At 62.9% G+C, this 15,899-nt stretch carries 9 protein-coding genes and 1 pseudogene; all 10 read left to right on the top strand.

All coding sequences use genetic code 11. The annotated features are described in order from the left end of the window. Window positions 1–92: 92 nt before the first annotated feature. The 10 genes and pseudogenes from PspTeo4_RS20370 to PspTeo4_RS20330 all read left to right on the top strand — a co-directional run bounded on the left by PspTeo4_RS20370 (window position 93) and on the right by PspTeo4_RS20330 (window position 15,866). Window positions 93–2,249 carry a type I secretion system permease/ATPase gene (locus PspTeo4_RS20370; RefSeq protein ID WP_322365755.1) on the top strand — a complete coding sequence of 719 codons (2,157 nt, stop codon included), beginning with the start codon at window positions 93–95 and terminating at the stop codon, window positions 2,247–2,249. Continuing rightward, window positions 2,239–3,615 carry an HlyD family type I secretion periplasmic adaptor subunit gene (locus PspTeo4_RS20365; protein WP_322365754.1) on the top strand — a complete coding sequence of 459 codons (1,377 nt, stop codon included), beginning with the start codon at window positions 2,239–2,241 and terminating at the stop codon, window positions 3,613–3,615. Before PspTeo4_RS20370 ends, PspTeo4_RS20365 begins: the two co-directional genes overlap by 11 nt. A 337-nt stretch (window positions 3,616–3,952) precedes the next feature. After that, window positions 3,953–4,063: pseudogene (gene bcsR, locus PspTeo4_RS30045) on the top strand (BcsR/BcsP family cellulose biosynthesis protein); the annotation flags it as partial. 57 nt (window positions 4,064–4,120) lie between these two features. Continuing rightward, window positions 4,121–5,095, top strand: a complete 975-nt coding sequence (gene bcsQ, locus PspTeo4_RS20360) for a cellulose biosynthesis protein BcsQ (RefSeq protein ID WP_322365753.1) — start codon at window positions 4,121–4,123, stop codon at window positions 5,093–5,095. Then, window positions 5,092–7,260: a UDP-forming cellulose synthase catalytic subunit gene (gene bcsA / locus PspTeo4_RS20355; protein WP_416196968.1), complete on the top strand. Its 2,169-nt coding sequence runs from the start codon at window positions 5,092–5,094 to the stop codon at window positions 7,258–7,260. Before bcsQ ends, bcsA begins: the two co-directional genes overlap by 4 nt. Beyond that, window positions 7,257–9,518, top strand: a complete 2,262-nt coding sequence (gene bcsB / locus PspTeo4_RS20350; RefSeq protein ID WP_322365752.1) for a cellulose biosynthesis cyclic di-GMP-binding regulatory protein BcsB — start codon at window positions 7,257–7,259, stop codon at window positions 9,516–9,518. Before bcsA ends, bcsB begins: the two co-directional genes overlap by 4 nt. 2 nt (window positions 9,519–9,520) lie before the next feature. Next, a complete protein-coding gene (bcsZ, locus tag PspTeo4_RS20345) occupies window positions 9,521–10,708 on the top strand; it encodes a cellulose synthase complex periplasmic endoglucanase BcsZ (protein ID WP_322365751.1) in 1,188 nt (395 codons plus the stop codon). Further along, window positions 10,687–14,529: a cellulose biosynthesis protein BcsC gene (locus PspTeo4_RS20340; protein ID WP_322365750.1), complete on the top strand. Its 3,843-nt coding sequence runs from the start codon at window positions 10,687–10,689 to the stop codon at window positions 14,527–14,529. Before bcsZ ends, PspTeo4_RS20340 begins: the two co-directional genes overlap by 22 nt. Window positions 14,530–14,550: 21 nt before the next feature. After that, complete coding sequence (locus PspTeo4_RS20335) at window positions 14,551–15,210, top strand: SGNH/GDSL hydrolase family protein (RefSeq protein ID WP_322365749.1); 660 nt, start codon at window positions 14,551–14,553, stop codon at window positions 15,208–15,210. Then, the gene (locus tag PspTeo4_RS20330) at window positions 15,210–15,866 is read left to right on the top strand and encodes an alginate O-acetyltransferase AlgF (protein ID WP_322365748.1); all 657 of its coding nucleotides are present in this window, start codon (window positions 15,210–15,212) and stop codon (window positions 15,864–15,866) included. Before PspTeo4_RS20335 ends, PspTeo4_RS20330 begins: the two co-directional genes overlap by 1 nt. Window positions 15,867–15,899: the final 33 nt, after the last annotated feature.

Here is a 15,899-nt window from a genome sequence, read left to right as displayed (position 1 = left end):
ACCTTCGGGGCGTCATGACGTCTGCTTGAAAGAATATCGGGCCATTGTTGACGGGTTGCTGCCCCCAACTACCGCAAGGAAGAGAGCGCCACGTGGAATCCGAAGTCAGTCGAGTTCAACTCAGTCACGATCCGCGTAGCCAGCACGACGATCCCCTGCTGGACTGTCTGCTGACCCTGTGCGTTTTGCATCAGAAGCCCGCCAGCCGAGTGATGCTGACCACCGGATTGCCATTGCCAGCCCAACGCCTCACCTCAGAGCTGCTGCCCCGTGCCGCCGCCCGAGCCGGCCTGCAGGGGCGCCTGTTGCAACGCAGGCTCGAGCAGATTCCGAGTATCGCCATGCCGGCCATGCTGCTGCTCAAGGAAGGACGTGCTGCGGTGCTGCTTGGGTGGGAGAACCATGACACGGCACGCCTGCTGCTCAGCGAGAGCGACGGTGGCGAGGTGCTGGTCAGCCGTGACGCCTTGATCAGCGACTACAGCGGCCGGGTGTTCTTCGCCCAACCGCAGCACAAGTTCGACGTCAACCACGGCAACCTCATCCCGCGTGCCCGCTCCTGGTTCCGCGATACCCTGCTGCGCAGCAAATGGCTGTATATCGACGCCATCGCCGCCAGCCTGGTGATCAACCTGATCGCCCTGGCCGCGCCGCTGTTCGTGATGAACGTCTACGACCGTGTAGTACCAAACCAGGCCACCTCTACCCTGTGGGTGCTGGCGGTGGGCATCACCGGGGCTTATATCTTCGACCTGATTCTCAAAGGCTTGCGCAGCCTGTGCCTTGACCTGGCCGGCAAGAAGACCGACTTGATCATCTCTGCGACGCTGTTCGAGCGCATCGTCGGCATGGCCATGAAATACCGACCGGCACGGGTCGGCAGTTATGCGCAGAACATCCACGAGTTCCAGGGGCTGCGCGACTTCCTGGCCTCGCTCACGCTCACCAGCCTGATCGACCTGCCGTTCACCCTGATCATTCTCATGGTGATCGCCATCATTGGCGGCCACCTTGTGTGGATACCCATCCTGGCCTTCCCGTTGGCCCTGGGTATCGGCTACGCCCTGCAGAAACCATTGATGGCCACCATGGAAAGGACCATGGCGCTGGCCTCCGAGCGCCAGTCGAGCCTGATCGAAACCCTGGCGGGCCTCGACGCGATCAAGGTCAACAACGCCGAAAGCGAACGCCAATACATGTGGGAGCAGACTCTCGGCACCCTTAGCCGCCTGGAACTGCGGGTCAAAGTGCTGTCGGGCCTGGCCATGAACATCACCCTGCTAATCCAGCAGTTGGCCGGGGTGGCGATGATTTGTGTTGGTGTCTACCTGATCATCGACGGCAGCCTCAGCATGGGCGGCCTGGTGGCTTGCTACATGCTCAGCGGCCGCGCCCTCGGCCCGCTCGGCCAGTTGAACGGCCTGCTGGCGCGCTATCAGCAGGCGAAGGTGACCATGGCTGCCACCGACCAGATGATGGAATTGCCCCAGGAACGCAATTTCGAAGAACGCCCATTGAGCCGCCAGGTGCTGCAGGGTGCCATCGAGTTCCGTGGCGTCGACTTTACCTACCCCAACCAGCAGAACCAGGCCCTGAAGAACGTCAGCCTGACGATTCGCCCAGGGGAAAAGGTGGGCATCATTGGCCGCAGCGGCTCGGGCAAAAGCTCGCTGGCCAAGCTCATCGTCGGCCTCTACGAGGGCACCAGCGGCTCGTTGCTGGTCGACGGTGTGGATATCCGCCAGATCGACGTCAGCGAACTGCGCCACAACATCGGCTACGTGCCACAGGACATCCAGTTGCTGGCCGGCACCCTGCGCGACAACCTGGTCAGCGGCGCTCGCTACATCGAGGACGAGATGATCCTGCATGCCGCCGAGCTGTCCGGCGTACATGAGTTCGCCCGTCTGCACCCCGATGGCTATGAGCTGCAGGTCGGCGAGCGTGGCCAGAACCTGTCCGGCGGGCAGCGGCAGAACGTCGCCCTGGGCCGTGCTCTGTTGCTCAATCCGCAGATACTGTTGCTGGACGAGCCGACCGCAGCCATGGACAACACTGGCGAAGAGCGCCTCAAGCAACGCCTGCAAGCGGTGATCGAAAGCAAGACCGTGGTGCTGGTGACGCACCGTGCCTCGCTGCTCTCGCTGGTGGATCGGCTGATCGTCATAGACCGTGGCCAGGTGGTTGCCGATGGTCCGAAAGCCGCTGTCATGGATGCACTGAAGAAGGGGCAGATCAGTGTCGCTTAAGCTCGATGTCGGTCACTTCAAGGACCACCTGCGGCGTTACTTCAAAGGCTCGGACTCGCTCCATGGGCAGCCTTTGCCCGAGGTCAACAAGGCATTGATCGAAGATGCCCCGCGCGTGGTGCGCATGACCATCTGGGGTGTGATCACTTTCTTCCTGTTCCTTATCGTCTGGGCCAGCTTCGCGCCTATCGACGAAGTGACGCGGGGCGAAGGCAAGGCCATTCCTTCATCCAAGGTGCAGAAGATCCAGAACCTAGAGGGTGGCATCGTCGCCGAGATCTTCGCCAAGGAAGGGGAGGTCGTCGAGGTGGGCGAGCCACTGCTGCGCCTGGACGAAACCCGCTTCGCCTCCAACAAGGGCGAAACCGAGGCTGACCGTGTGGCCATGGCGCTGCGTGTCGAGCGTCTCAGCGCCGAGGTTGAGGGCGTGCCCCTGAACATCGACCAGAAGTTGCGTGACGCAGCGCCCAGCCAGGCCGCCAGCGAAGAGTCGCTGTACCAGAGTAGACGCCAGCAACTGAGCGATGAGTTAGGCGGCTTGCAACAACAGTTGGTGCAGCGCCAGCAGGAGCTGCGCGAGTTCAACTCCAAGCACGCTCAGTACGCCAACAGTCTGCAGTTGCTACGCCAGGAAATCGGCATGTCCGAGCCGCTGGTGGCCAAAGGCGCGATCTCCCAGGTCGAAATTCTGCGCCTGCGCCGTTCCGAGGTGGAAACCCGTGGCGAGGTTGATGCCACTGCCCTGGCCATCCCCCGTGCCGAGGCGGCGGTGAAGGAAATCCAGAGCAAGATCGAGGAAACCCGCGGCAAGTTCCGCAGTGACGCCCTGACCCAGCTCAACGAAGCTCGAACCGAGCTGAACAAAGCCACCGCCACCACCAAGGCGCTGGATGACCGGGTCAACCGCACCCTGGTCACCTCGCCGGTGCGTGGCATCGTCAAACAACTGCTGGTCAATACCATCGGTGGTGTGATTCAGCCGGGCAGCGACATCATCGAAGTGGTGCCGCTGGACGACTCGCTGGTCATCGAGGCGAAGATCCTGCCCAAGGACATCGCCTTCCTTCACCCTGGTCAGGAAGCCATGGTCAAATTCACGGCTTACGATTTCACCATCTATGGCGGCCTGGAGGCCAAGCTCGAACAGATCGGCGCCGACACCATCACCGACGAGGACAAGAAGACCACCTACTACCCCATTCGTCTGCGTACCGAGCGCAGCCACCTCGGCAGCGACGATAATCCGCTGCTGATCATCCCCGGCATGGTCGCCACGGTCGATATCAAGACCGGCAAGAAGACCATCATGAGCTACCTGCTCAAGCCGATCATCAAGGCGCAGACCGAGGCGCTGCGGGAGCGTTGAGACGCTGCCTCTGGTCGTTGGCCCTTCTGATTAGTGCGTAGGAAAACTCCTACGCCTGATCCGGCTCAATATCTTGGCTTCCCTACAGATAAAGAATGTGACGTGCATCACGAATGCCGAACGTCCGATTGGCCGTTTATGACGCTCGACAAATCATAGCAATTTTCCTACAAGGGTCACCGGTGATCGCCGCTTTACAATGTCATCTTGACATCGTTCATCCGGGGCGTTGTAAAATTGACATATCGCTTTGGTATACCTGAAATTGATGTTTTTTTGACGATATCCGTCATTTAAACGCCTGAACTTTGACTAACCTATAAGTGCGTAGTAGCAGATGAGTGCCTCGAACGATATACGTAGTTTGTTCAAGCAGTTTGGCGGTCAACCCGATCAGTATCAGGAATTTACCCGTGACGATAACGGCCGCGGCTCTTCCAGTCGCTGGCCGCTGCTGTCCGGAAAACCCGCTTCCTCGCCAAGTCCCGCTTCTGCGGTGACGGCCTTGAACACCCGTGTGGCTGAGCCTGATCCGGTCTTGCACAGCACTGTCCAGCCCGAAGTACGACCTGAGCCCGAAGCCACCGACTGGTCCGCCGCTGGCCTGCGTAACCTGCTGGCCAAGTTGGCCGAAAACGCAAGCCCGGAGCCTGTCAAAGCCCCTGTGGTGTCCTGCGAGCGCCCCGATCTCGAGCACATTCGCGTCATTACGGTCATTTCCTCCAAGGGCGGTGTCGGCAAGACCACTCTGGCGGCGAACCTTGCAAGCGCGCTGCGCCGGGCTGGGCGTCAGGTCGTGGCTGTCGATCTGGACCCGCAGAATGCTCTGCATCACCATTTCCAACCCGCCGAAGCGCCCACTTCCGTACTGGAGGATGCCGGCATCGTGCAGGCCGGGCAGCCCTGGCAGGAGCTGGGCAAACTCAGCAGCGATGGCGTGTTCGTACTCCCGCACGGCATGATCGATGAAGATCTCCGCCCGGCCTTCGAACAGAGCCTACAACGCGACCCGATGTGGCTCGCTCGCCACCTTGCCGACATGCAAATTGCCGATGGCGCAATCGTTGTCGTGGACACCCCGCCAGGGCCGTCGGTCTACCTGCGCCAGGCGTTGTCCGTTGCAAACATCGCACTGGTCGTCAGTTTGGCGGACCCGGCTTCCTATACCTCGCTTCCTCAGATCGACAGGCTGATCGCCGCTTACACCCAGGGCCGAGATGACTTTGCCGGTGCCTCATACGTGATCAATCAGGTCGATGGCTCGCGGCAGCTGAACAAGGACATCACCCAGATCCTGCGTGGCCTGCTGGGCAAGAAGATGATTGGCATCGTGCACCGGGACCAGTCGATCAGCGAAGCACTCGCCTATAACCGCAATGTCCTGGGTTACGACCCCAATGGGCGTGGTTGTCATGACATCCTCGACTGCGCACAAGCGCTGATCGGGCGTCTGGCGGTCGCTACTGCAGACGCACAATGAGCAGGCTTGGCGCTTACCTGCGAGAGGCGGGTGATGGACTGCGGGCGCATCAAGGTTGGGACCTGCTGCTCGGCCTGATGGCTCTGGCCATGCTGGTGGTGGTCGTCACTGTGCCTTTCGAGCTGGAAGAACAGTTCCTTTTCTGTGGCGCGTGCCTGGGCGCAGCGCTGTTGCTGCGTCGGCGAGCCAGCCGTCTGGCGGTGCTGGCCATGACGGTGCTGTCGGTAATCGCCTCGTTGCGTTATCTGTATTGGCGGTTGACGTCGTCGCTGGGGTTTGAAAGCCCGCTGGACATGTTCTTCGGCTATGGCCTGGTCGCCGCCGAGCTTTACGCCCTGCTGGTGCTGCTGCTCGGTTATGTGCAGACCGCCTGGCCGTTGCAGCGCAAGCCGCACCCGCTACCTGCCGACAGCAACCTGTGGCCCAGCGTCGATGTCTTCATTCCGACCTATAACGAGCCGCTGGAAATCATCCGTCGCACCACCTTGGCTGCCATGGCCATTGACTGGCCCAGGGACCGTCTCAACGTCTATGTGCTGGATGACGGGCGTCGTGACGAGTTTCGTCAGTTCTGCGAAAACGTCGGGGTTGGCTACATCACCCGAAGTGACAACAAGCACGCCAAAGCCGGCAACCTCAACAACGCCTTGCGTCATACCAGCGGCGAATACATCGCCATGTTCGACGCCGACCATGTGCCAACCCGCTCGTTCCTGCAGGTGTGCATGGGCTGGTTCCTCAAGGATCCGAAGCTGGCGTTGCTGCAAACCCCGCACTATTTCTTTTCGCCGGACCCTTTCGAGAAAAACCTCGAAACCTTCCGCAGTGTGCCCAACGAGGGCGAGCTCTTCTACGGCCTGATCCAGGACGGCAACGACCTGTGGAACGCCACGTTCTTCTGTGGCTCCTGCGCGGTCATCAAGCGCGGACCGTTGGAAGAAATCGAAGGCATCGCCGTGGAGACCGTGACCGAAGACGCCCACACCGCGCTCAAGCTCAACCGCCGTGGCTATAACACGGCCTACTTGCCTTTGCCACAGGCGGCCGGTCTTGCCACCGAAAGCCTCTCTGGTCACATCGGCCAGCGCATCCGCTGGGCTCGCGGCATGGCGCAGATCTTTCGCACCGATAACCCATTGCTGGGTAAAGGCCTCTCCCTCGGCCAGCGGTTGTGTTACCTCAATGCCATGCTGCACTTCTTCTATGGGCTGCCGCGTCTAGTGTTCCTGACCGCGCCGCTGGCTTACCTGATGTTCGAAGCGCAGGTGTTCCAGGCGCCGGCCTTGTTGATCCTGGCTTACGCGTTGCCGCATATCATGATCGCCAGTGTGACCAACTCCACCATCCAGGGCCGCTTCCGTCACTCGTTCTGGAACGAAGTCTACGAGACCGTTCTGGCCTGGTACATCATGCGCCCGGTGTTGCTGGCGATGATCAACCCGAAGGCCGGCGGTTTCAACGTGACCGCCAAGGGCGGCATGATCGAGCAGGGCTACTTCGACTGGAAGCTGGCGAGGCCCTACATCGCGGTACTGGTGCTGAACCTTGTCGGCGCGGCAATCGGCATCTGCAAGCTCGCTTTCGATGCGGACGCCAATGCCACGACCATCCTCATCAACCTGGGGTGGACGGTCTACAACATCATCATCAGTTCCGCCGCCGTTGCGGTGGCCAGTGAAACCCGGCAGATCCGCGCAGAGCCGCGGGTGTTCGCAACCTTGCCGGCGACCGTAAGCCTGGCCAATGGCAAGACAGTGGTGTGCACCACCAACGACTTCTCCCAGCGGGGCGTCGGGCTGTCCTTGCCCGAGGGGGTTTCGATCGCTCGTGGCGAGCAGGTTCAGGTGTCGTTGTTCCTCGATGACCAGGAGTGCGTGCTGCCAGCCCAAGTGGTGTTCAGCCGTGGCTCCGTGCTGGGACTGACGTTCCATGAACTTAGCCTGCAGCAACAGTTCGACCTGACCCGGCTGACCTTCTCCCGCGCCGACACCTGGGCCAACGCCTGGGGGCAAGGGGCTGATACCCCGCTTTCGGCCCTGCGCGAAGTCTCGCGCATGGGTTGGCGCGGTGTGCGCCAGCTGTCCCGTGCGACGCTCGACGAAGCCATCGCGCGCCTGCGTCCCTCATCGCTCTCGTCCGGCACCCATCCTCCGAGGAATTCATGAGCTTCTCTTTTACCGGCAAGCCAAAATGCCGGCTCGCATTCGCGCTGCCGCTGTCTCTGCTGTTTCTTGCGATGTCTCCTGCGGGTGCCGAGGAGCAGAGTGCCGGTGAGCCCGTGATTCAGGCCGCCGTGCCAGGACAGAGCTCTACGCTCAAGCAGTTGGGCGCTGGCTACACCCTGAACCTGCGCGGGATCGAAGGTAGCGACAGTGTCAACTTCGACGTGCGCACCGACCGGGTCGTGACCGCTGCGCGCCTGAACCTGGAATACAGTTACTCGCCTGCGCTGATCCCTGACATGTCGCAGCTCAACGTCCTGGTCAACGACCAGGTGGCGGCAAGTATCCCGTTGCCCAAGGAAACCGCCGGTAGCTTGCAGAAGCAGGTGGTGGAAATCCCCCCGCACCTGGTTACCGACTTCAACCGGTTGACCCTGCAGCTGATCGGCCACTACACCATGCAGTGCGAGGACCCCCAGCACTCGAGCCTCTGGGCCAAGGTCAGCAACAGCAGCGAACTGCAACTGGAATTGGCGCCGCTGGCGCTGCCAAACGATCTGTCTCTGTTGCCGGTACCTTTCTTCGACCGTCGTGACGCCAGGCGTCTTGAGTTGCCTTTCGTCTTCGCCGAAACGCCGGGCAACGCCAAGCTCGAGGCTGCTGGTGCGGTGGCCTCCTGGTTCGGTAGCCAGGCGAGCTACCGTGGAGCACATTTCCCGGTGCTACTGGGTGATTTGCCAGCGCAGGGCAACGCAATCGTCTTGGTCACCGCTGGCCAGGCGCCCGGCGGCCTGCAGTTGGAGGCACCGGCCAAACCGGGTTTGCAGCTGGTAACCAACCCCAACGACCCGAACGGCAAACTGCTGCTTGTTGTTGGTCGTGACGACCAGCAGCTCAAGCAGGCTGCGGCGGCTCTGGTCAGTGGCACTCGAGTGATGAAAGGCGAGCAGGCGAGTGTCGACGCGGTCAGCCAACTGCGCCCACGCAAGCCCTATGACGCCCCCAACTGGTTGCCCAGCGACCGTCCAGTGCAGCTTGGCGAGCTGATCGAAGCCAAGCGCCTGAGCGTGGCGGGCTACGACCCGGGCACCATCAGCCTGCCAATGCGCCTGCCGCCAGACCTGTTCACCTGGCGCGAGAAGGGGGTGCCGCTGCACCTCAAATACCGCTACACCCCGCAGCCGGTGTCGTCCAATTCATCGCTGCTGGTCAGCGTCAGCGGCAAATTCCTCAAGTCGCTGCCGCTGCCGTCCCAGGAGCACCTGAAGGACGACCAGACCTTGATGGCGCGCCTGAAACAGGACGAAACGCTGCTGCGCGAGGCCAACCTGACCGTGCCACTCGCCAGTTTCCCACTACAGTCGTCGCTGCAACTGCGCTTCATGTACGACTACATCAAGCAGGGCGAATGCCGTGACATCATCATCGACAACATGCGTGGCACCATCGAGCCGACGTCGACCCTCGACTTGAGCGATTACCGCCATTTCATCGCCTTGCCGAACCTTGGGGTGTTCCGCGACAGCGGCTTCCCGTTCACGCGTATGGCTGACCTGTCCGAGACCGCAGTGGTGATGCCTGATGGCTATGGCGCGGCTGAAGTCTCGGCAGTGCTCGATGTGCTTGGACGCTTCGGCGATTCCACCGGTCTGCCCGCCACGGCAGTCAGCGTGGTGCAAGCCGGCGATGATGCCGCCCTGCGTGGCAAGGACTTGCTGGTGTTCGCCTCCGGTGGCAACCAGCCGCTGCTGCAGCGATGGGCAGAGCACCTGCCGGTGAGCCTGGGTGGACAGTCGCAGTTCCAGTTGTCCGACCTGGTCTACCGGGTACGTGATTGGGTCAGTGGCAATGATCGTATTGACCAGCGCCCATCCAACAGCAGCATCGCGCTGGAGACGGGTGCTGTGGATAACTACCTGACGGGCTTCGAGTCGCCTTTCGACAGCGGCCGCAGCGTGGTGATCATTGCCGGTGGCAGCCCGCAAGGGTTGGGTGAAGTGGCCGCGGCCCTTGCCGCTCCCCAGGACGAAGACAACTCAATTCAGGGCAGCCTGGCCGTGGTCAATGGCACGCGTATCAGTTCGCTGGTGGCCGACGAGCAGTACTACGTTGGTGATCTGGGCTGGTTCCGCCATGTGCAGTGGTGGCTGTCGCGGCACCTGGGCGGCACATTGCTGCTGACCGCTGCTGGCGTGGCGTTGACCAGCGTGCTGCTGTTCCTGAGCCTGCGCGCCCGGGCCCGCAACCGGTTGAAGGACTGACGATGGCGAACTTCCTGTCACGCGGCCTGCTGACCTTTTTGCTGCTCGCCGGATTGTCCGCCCAGGCTGCCCAGCCAGCCTGCGATGCCCCCTGGGCCATGTGGAAAGCCTTTGCCGAGCGTTGGGTCCAAGCCGATGGCCGGGTGCTCGAGTCCAGCCTCAAGCCCAATCACAGCACCTCGGAAGGGCAAGCCTATGCGCTGTTCTTCGCGTTGGTGGGTAATGACCGCGAACGCTTTGAACACATCTGGCGCTGGAGCCGCGAGAACCTGGCCGGCAACCAGCCGGGCAAGATGCTCCCTGGCTGGCTGTGGGGCCAGGGCAGCGATGGCGGCTGGCAGATCCAGGACCGCAATTCCGCCTCCGATGCCGACCTGTGGTTCGTCTATGCATTGCTTGAAGCCGACCGCTTGTGGAAAGTGCCCGCCTACCGTGACGATGCGCTGGCCCTGCTTGGCCAGATCAAGACCCACGAGGTCGCCGAGCTGCCGGGCCTGGGCCCGACACTGCTGCCTGGGCCGGTGGGCTTTGCCCAGCCGGACCACCTTTGGCGGTTGAACCCCAGCTATGTGCCGCTGCCATTGTTGCGCCGGCTGGCGGCGGCCGATCCACAGGGGCCCTGGAAGGCTGTGCTGCAAAGCAGCGTCAAATTGTTGCGTGAGGGCGGCAGCAATGGCCTGGCCGCCGATTGGGTCGGTTACCGCGGCACCTCGGCCAAGACCGGCGTGTTTACCCGCGATGCCGTCAGCAATGATCTGGGCAGTTATGACGCCATTCGCGTTTACCTGTGGGCCGGCATGACCGACCCGGGCGACCCGCATGCCGCCCCCGTGCTCGCTGCACTGCAGGGGATGACCCGGCTCACCGCGGTCAGCGGCCTGCCACCTGAAAAGGTCGCACTGGCCAGCGGCACTGGCCAAGGCACTGGCCCGTTCGGTTTCTCTGCTGCCTTGGTGCCCTATTTCCAAGCCAACGGCCAGCCATGGCTCGCCGAGCTGCAGGAGCGCCGGGCTCGCCGCGAGCTGGACGCCGCGCTGCAAGGCTCGCGAGATCCAAAGCTGCCCTCGGTTTACTACGACTACATGCTCAGCCTGTTCGGCCTGGGCTGGAGCGAACAACGCTACCGCTTCGCCGCCAACGGCCAATTGAAGCCCTCCTGGGAGTCCGCATGTTCCGCAAAAGCCCTCTGACCCTGGGTTTGTTGGCTGTCCTTATCCAAGGGACCGCCCTGGCCGAGAACAGCGACCCGAAACGCCTGCTGGTTGACCAAGGGCTGTTCTGGCAGGCCGAAGACAAGCCCAAGCGCGCTGCCGAAGTTTGGAACAAACTGCTCCTGCTTGATGCACAGCAGCCCGATGCGCTGTACGGCCTGGGCCTGATTGCGGTCAAGGACAAGCAACTGGCAAAGGCCGGTGAATACCTGGCTCGCCTGCAGGCCCTGAGCCCGCCACCGTACCAGGCACGCCAGCTGGCGCAGGATATCCGCCTGGCCGAAACGGCCAACGCCAAAATGCTGGAACAGGCTCGTCTGGCGGTCGACAACGACGACCGTGCCCGCGCCGACCAGCTCTACCGCCAGGCGTTGGGTGGCAAACCTGCCCAAGGCCGCGTCGGTCGTGAGTTCTACAATAACCTCGGTTTTCTCGATGGCCACTGGCCCGAGGCGCGCCAAGGCTTTGAACGCTTGCGTCAGGAGCAGCCGGATGACCCGTACGTAACGCTGTTCTTCGCCAAGCACCTGGTCCGTCGTGAAGACACCCGCGAGGAAGGCATCCGAGCACTGGAGCGCCTGGCCAAGCGCGAGGACATTGGCGGCGACGCCGATGAGACCTGGCGTCTGGCCCTTACCTGGTTGGGGGCGCCGAACGCACGCCAGCAGCCATTGTTCGATGCGTTTCTCGCCAGCCACCCGGACGACGAAGAAGTTCGCGCCTTGCTTGCCAAGGGCCGAGCCGGGGCAAGCGCCGGCAGCGCTGGCTGGCAGCGCAGTCCGCAAGTACAGCGCGGTTTGAAAGCCCTTGAGCAGGGTGACCAGGCAACTGCGGAACGTGAGTTTGCAGAGCGCCTGAAAGCCGCACCAAACGATGCCGATGCCTTGGGTGGCCTCGGCGTGCTGCGTCAACAGCAGAACCGTTTCGAGGACGCCGAGCTGCTGCTGAGCCGCGCCGTCAAGGCTGGCGGCCGCTCGTGGCAAAAAGCGCTGGATGAAGTGCGCTACTGGTCGCTGTTGCAGCAGGCTCGGCAGAGCCAGGCACAGGGCCGCTCGGCCGATGCCCGTGTGCAGCTTGAACAGGCCCGCCGCATGCGCCCCCAGGCGCCGGAAGCGGCACTGGCCTTGGCCGATGTGCAGGCGGCTAGCGGCAACCCGGCGGCTGCCGAAACGCTCTATCGCCAGGTGCTGGGGCAGCAGTCGGACAATCTTCAGGCCCGTCGAGGTCTTGTCGGCGCATTGGTCCAACAGGGCAAGCAGGAGCAGGCACTGCGCGAAGTGCAGCAACTGCCGGGCGAAGAGCAGTCCAAGCTCGGCGGCCTTGGCCGCATGCGTGCCGACCTTGCCTTGCAGCAGGCCCAGCTTGCCGAGCAGCGAGGCGATACCGCTGGCCAGCGTGCAGCACTGGAAGATGCGCTGCGCAATGATCCGAACAATGCCTGGGCGCGCTATGGGCTCGCTCGTCTTTATCTGGACATGGGCGCTGGCAATGAAGCGCGCAGCCTGATGGACGGCATGCTGCGCGCGCAGCCCAATGATGCAGACGCGCTCTACACCTCGGCGCTGTTCTCGATGCAGCAGGGTGAGTGGGGCAAGGCCCGGGAGCGCTTGTCCAGCATTCCGGCCAATGCCCGTAGCGAGGAAGTGTCACAGCTGCTCGGTGATGTGGAATTCCGCCAGCGCTTGCAGGAGATCGATAATCTCAACAAGCGCGGTAGCTACCAGGAGGCCAGAGTCTTCCTTTCGCGTCTGGAACCGCTGGCCCGGGGCATACCCGAGCGTCAGGCGCAGTTGGCGTCGGCCTATGCCGATGCCAAGGACAACCAGCGTGCCATGGGCATGCTGCGCGATGTCATGGCGGGCAGTGCCCAGGTCGAGCCGGGTTTGCTGTTGCGCTACGCCGGTGTGCTGCTGCAGGCCGGCCATGAGTCTGAAGCTGCCGGTATTCTGCGCGACCTTCAAGGCCAGTCGATGACCCCCGAGCAGCGCCGCCAGTACGACGACCTATTGTTCCTTTACCGCGTGCGCAAGGCTGACCAGTTGCGCGAGCAGGGCGACCTGGCCGGTGCCTATGACACCCTCTCGCCAGCATTGCTGCAGCGCCCGCAAGACCCTCTGGCTGGCGCCGCGTTGGCGCGCATGTACGCGGCCAATGGCGATAAGGCCAAGGCCTTCGAACTCTATCAGCCACTGGTCCAGCGCAACCCCAATGACGCCCGACTGCTGGTCGGTGCTGCGGATGTTGCGTCCCAGCTTCGGGAGGATGCCTACGCCTCCAGGGCATTGGAGCAGGCGCTGAAAGTGGCGCCCGACGACCCCGACGTGTTGACGGTGGCAGCACGCATCTATCGCTTCCAGGGGCACACCGCCAAAGCGGCCGAACTGTTGGGCAAGGTCGTCAGCCAGGAAAACCGCCAGCAGAGCAATGATGTGTACGCAGCCTCCGCCCCCGGCAGTATGCCAAGCAACCCGTTTGCCAAGGGCGATCGGCTGCGCAGCGGGCAGTCGGTTGACGAATTGCTGGCGCCGACCTTGGCTACCGCTCAGCCCACCCATCTGCCATCAGTGGCGGACGAGCGACGCTCCGACAACCCCTTCGTGGTGTTGGCAAAAGGCAGCAAGCCCGACCCTCGCGCCGGCATGAGTGAAGCGGCCAAGGCACTGAGCGACGTCAACCAGGAGCGAAGTGCCTATGTGGCCCAGGGCCTGGAAGTCAGTGGTAACGACAGCGAATCCGGCCTGGGCCGACTGGTCAATGTACAGGCGCCTATCGAGGCCAGCGCACCGGTTGGCGACAGCCGTGTAGCGTTGCGGGTGACACCGGTCTCGCTCAATGCAGGCAGCCCCAGCGGAGAGGCGGCGACACGCTTCGGTGGTGGTGGCGATGGCAAAGTCGGCTCACAGAAGGACTCGGGCGTCGGCGTAGCGCTGGCCTTCGAGAACAAACCCAGCGGCGTCAAGGCCGACATCGGCACCACGCCGCAAGGTTTCCTGTACAGCACCTTGGTGGGTGGTGTGTCGGTCGAGCGACCGGTGGCCGGCAACCCGGACCTGCACTGGAGCGCCAAGGCATCGCGGCGGGCGGTCACCGACAGCGTCACCTCGTTTGCTGGCAGCGAAGACAAACGCAGCGGCCTCAAGTGGGGCGGCGTCACCGCCACTGGCGGGCGGCTGGAGCTGGGGTATGACGACCGCGAGTTCGGGGCATACGTGTACGGCTCGATGCATAGCCTCAAGGGGCACCATGTCGAAGACAACACCCGCGCCGAACTGGGCAGTGGCGTGTACTGGTACCTGCAGAACACCGAGGACACCCAGCTCACCGCAGGCCTGAGCCTGATGGCCATGGGGTACGACAAGAACCAGGGCTTCTACACCTATGGCCACGGTGGCTATTTCAGCCCGCAAAGTTTCTTTGCCTTGGGGGTGCCGGTCAGCTGGGCGCGTCGATACGAGCGTTTGACGGTATCGCTCAAGGGTTCGGTCGGGGTGCAGTTCTTCAACCAGGACGCTGCCGACTACTACCCAGGCGATGCCGCCCGGCAGGCCCGCGCTGCGGCTGATCCAGACCAGCAGTCCGAGTATTCGAGTGACAGCAAGACAGGCGTTGGCTACAACCTGGCCGCCGCTGCCGAGTACCAGTTGGGGCGCAACTTCTTCCTGGGTGGCCACATGGGCCTGAACAACTCTCAGGACTACCGCGAATTCAACGGCGGCATGTACCTGCGTTACATGTTTGAGGACCAGTATCGGCCGATGGCATTGCCGGTCAGCCCATACCGCTCCCCCTATTCCAATTGATCTGATTCTAGGAGACACACCATGCCTGCTTCTGCGATTGCCGGCTTGACCATGCTGGTGCTGGGTGAAAGCCACATGAGCCTGGCCAACCACCTGACCGAACCGCTCAACGCCGCCGTGGTGGCAAAGGGAGGCCATGCCTATTCGATCGGCGCCTGTGGCGCCAGCGCGGCAGACTGGCTGGTGACCAAAAAGGTCGACTGCGGTGCCGAACAGCAGGACAACGGAAAGCTGCAGATCAAGGGCCGGGAAGCCAGCACCACGCCAATCAAGCAGCTGATTGCCACGCACAAGCCCGATGTGGTCGTGTTGGTGATTGGCGACACCATGGCCAGCTACGACAAACCGGCCTTCCCCAAAGCGTGGGCCTGGCAGAGCGTGACCAGCCTGACCAAGGCGATCAGCGAAACCGGCACCAAGTGTGTGTGGGTCGGCCCGGCCTGGGGCAAGGTGGGCGGTATGTACAAGAAGAACGATCAGCGCACTCAGCTGATGTCGCAGTTCCTTGCCGCCAACGTTGCGCCCTGCACCTACGTCGATTCCCTGAGCATGTCCAAGCCGGGCCAGTGGATCACCACCGATGGCCAGCACTTTACCGTGGCCGGCTACAAGGCCTGGGCTGGCGCCATTGTCGATGCCATCGACAAGCTGCCGGCCGGCAGCCTCAAGGGGGGCAAGTAATGCGCCGTGTCGCTGCTGGTCTTGCCGTGCTGCTGAGCCTGGGCACCGCCCAGGCGGCTGAAATCCCGCTGTACCCGACCGGGCCGAGTGAAGATGCGGCATTTCTGCGCTTCTTCAATGCCGGCGCCACCGACCTGGAACTGAGTGCCGCCAACGGCGCCGGACTAAGCCTGAAACCTGGCGTTGCGTCCAACTTCCTCACTGTGCCTGCCGGCAAACCGATAGCAGGCAAGTTGACGCTCGACGGCCAGCAGCAGGCGCTTGATGTCCGGGTTGAGCCAGGAGAGTTCGTCACTGTGGTCGGCCTGCCCGCGAGCAATGCACTGCGCCTGGTGACCGTGCGTGAACAGCCCGACGACTTCAACGCCCTCAAGGCCTCGCTGGCCTTCTACAACCTGGATGCCAGCTGCACCCAGGCGGGCTTGCGCCTGGCTGGTGGCAAGGTTGACATCTTCAAGGATGTCGCCGACGGCAGCGCCCAGCGTCGGTCGGTCAACCCGCTCAAGCTGGCGGTGCAGCCGACCTGCGCCGGCAGCCCGCGCGGCGATGCCCTGGACCTGGGGCAATTGGCCGCTGGCCAGCGCTACACCGTGTTCCTGGCTCCGGGTGCCAAGGGACCGCGCCTGTTCCAGGCGCAGGACACCCTCGCTAACTGAGTCTCGCCAACCGCCACACGCCAACTGACGGAC

This window comes from Pseudomonas sp. Teo4, from assembly GCF_034387475.1.
Taxonomy (GTDB): domain Bacteria; phylum Pseudomonadota; class Gammaproteobacteria; order Pseudomonadales; family Pseudomonadaceae; genus Aquipseudomonas.
Note: the sequence above shows the minus strand (reverse complement) of the source record. Positions and strands in the feature narration are given on the sequence as shown.

Excerpts from the sequence above, each read along its gene's own strand:
- bcsA (WP_416196968.1), top strand. The coding sequence starts at position 5,092 with ATGAGCAGGCTTGGCGCTTACCTGCGAGAGGCGGGTGATGGACTGCGG.
- bcsB (WP_322365752.1), top strand. The coding sequence starts at position 7,257 with ATGAGCTTCTCTTTTACCGGCAAGCCAAAATGCCGGCTCGCATTCGCG.
- bcsZ (WP_322365751.1), top strand. The coding sequence starts at position 9,521 with ATGGCGAACTTCCTGTCACGCGGCCTGCTGACCTTTTTGCTGCTCGCC.
- PspTeo4_RS20340 (WP_322365750.1), top strand. The coding sequence starts at position 10,687 with ATGTTCCGCAAAAGCCCTCTGACCCTGGGTTTGTTGGCTGTCCTTATC.
- PspTeo4_RS20335 (WP_322365749.1), top strand. The coding sequence starts at position 14,551 with ATGCCTGCTTCTGCGATTGCCGGCTTGACCATGCTGGTGCTGGGTGAA.
- PspTeo4_RS20330 (WP_322365748.1), top strand. The coding sequence starts at position 15,210 with ATGCGCCGTGTCGCTGCTGGTCTTGCCGTGCTGCTGAGCCTGGGCACC.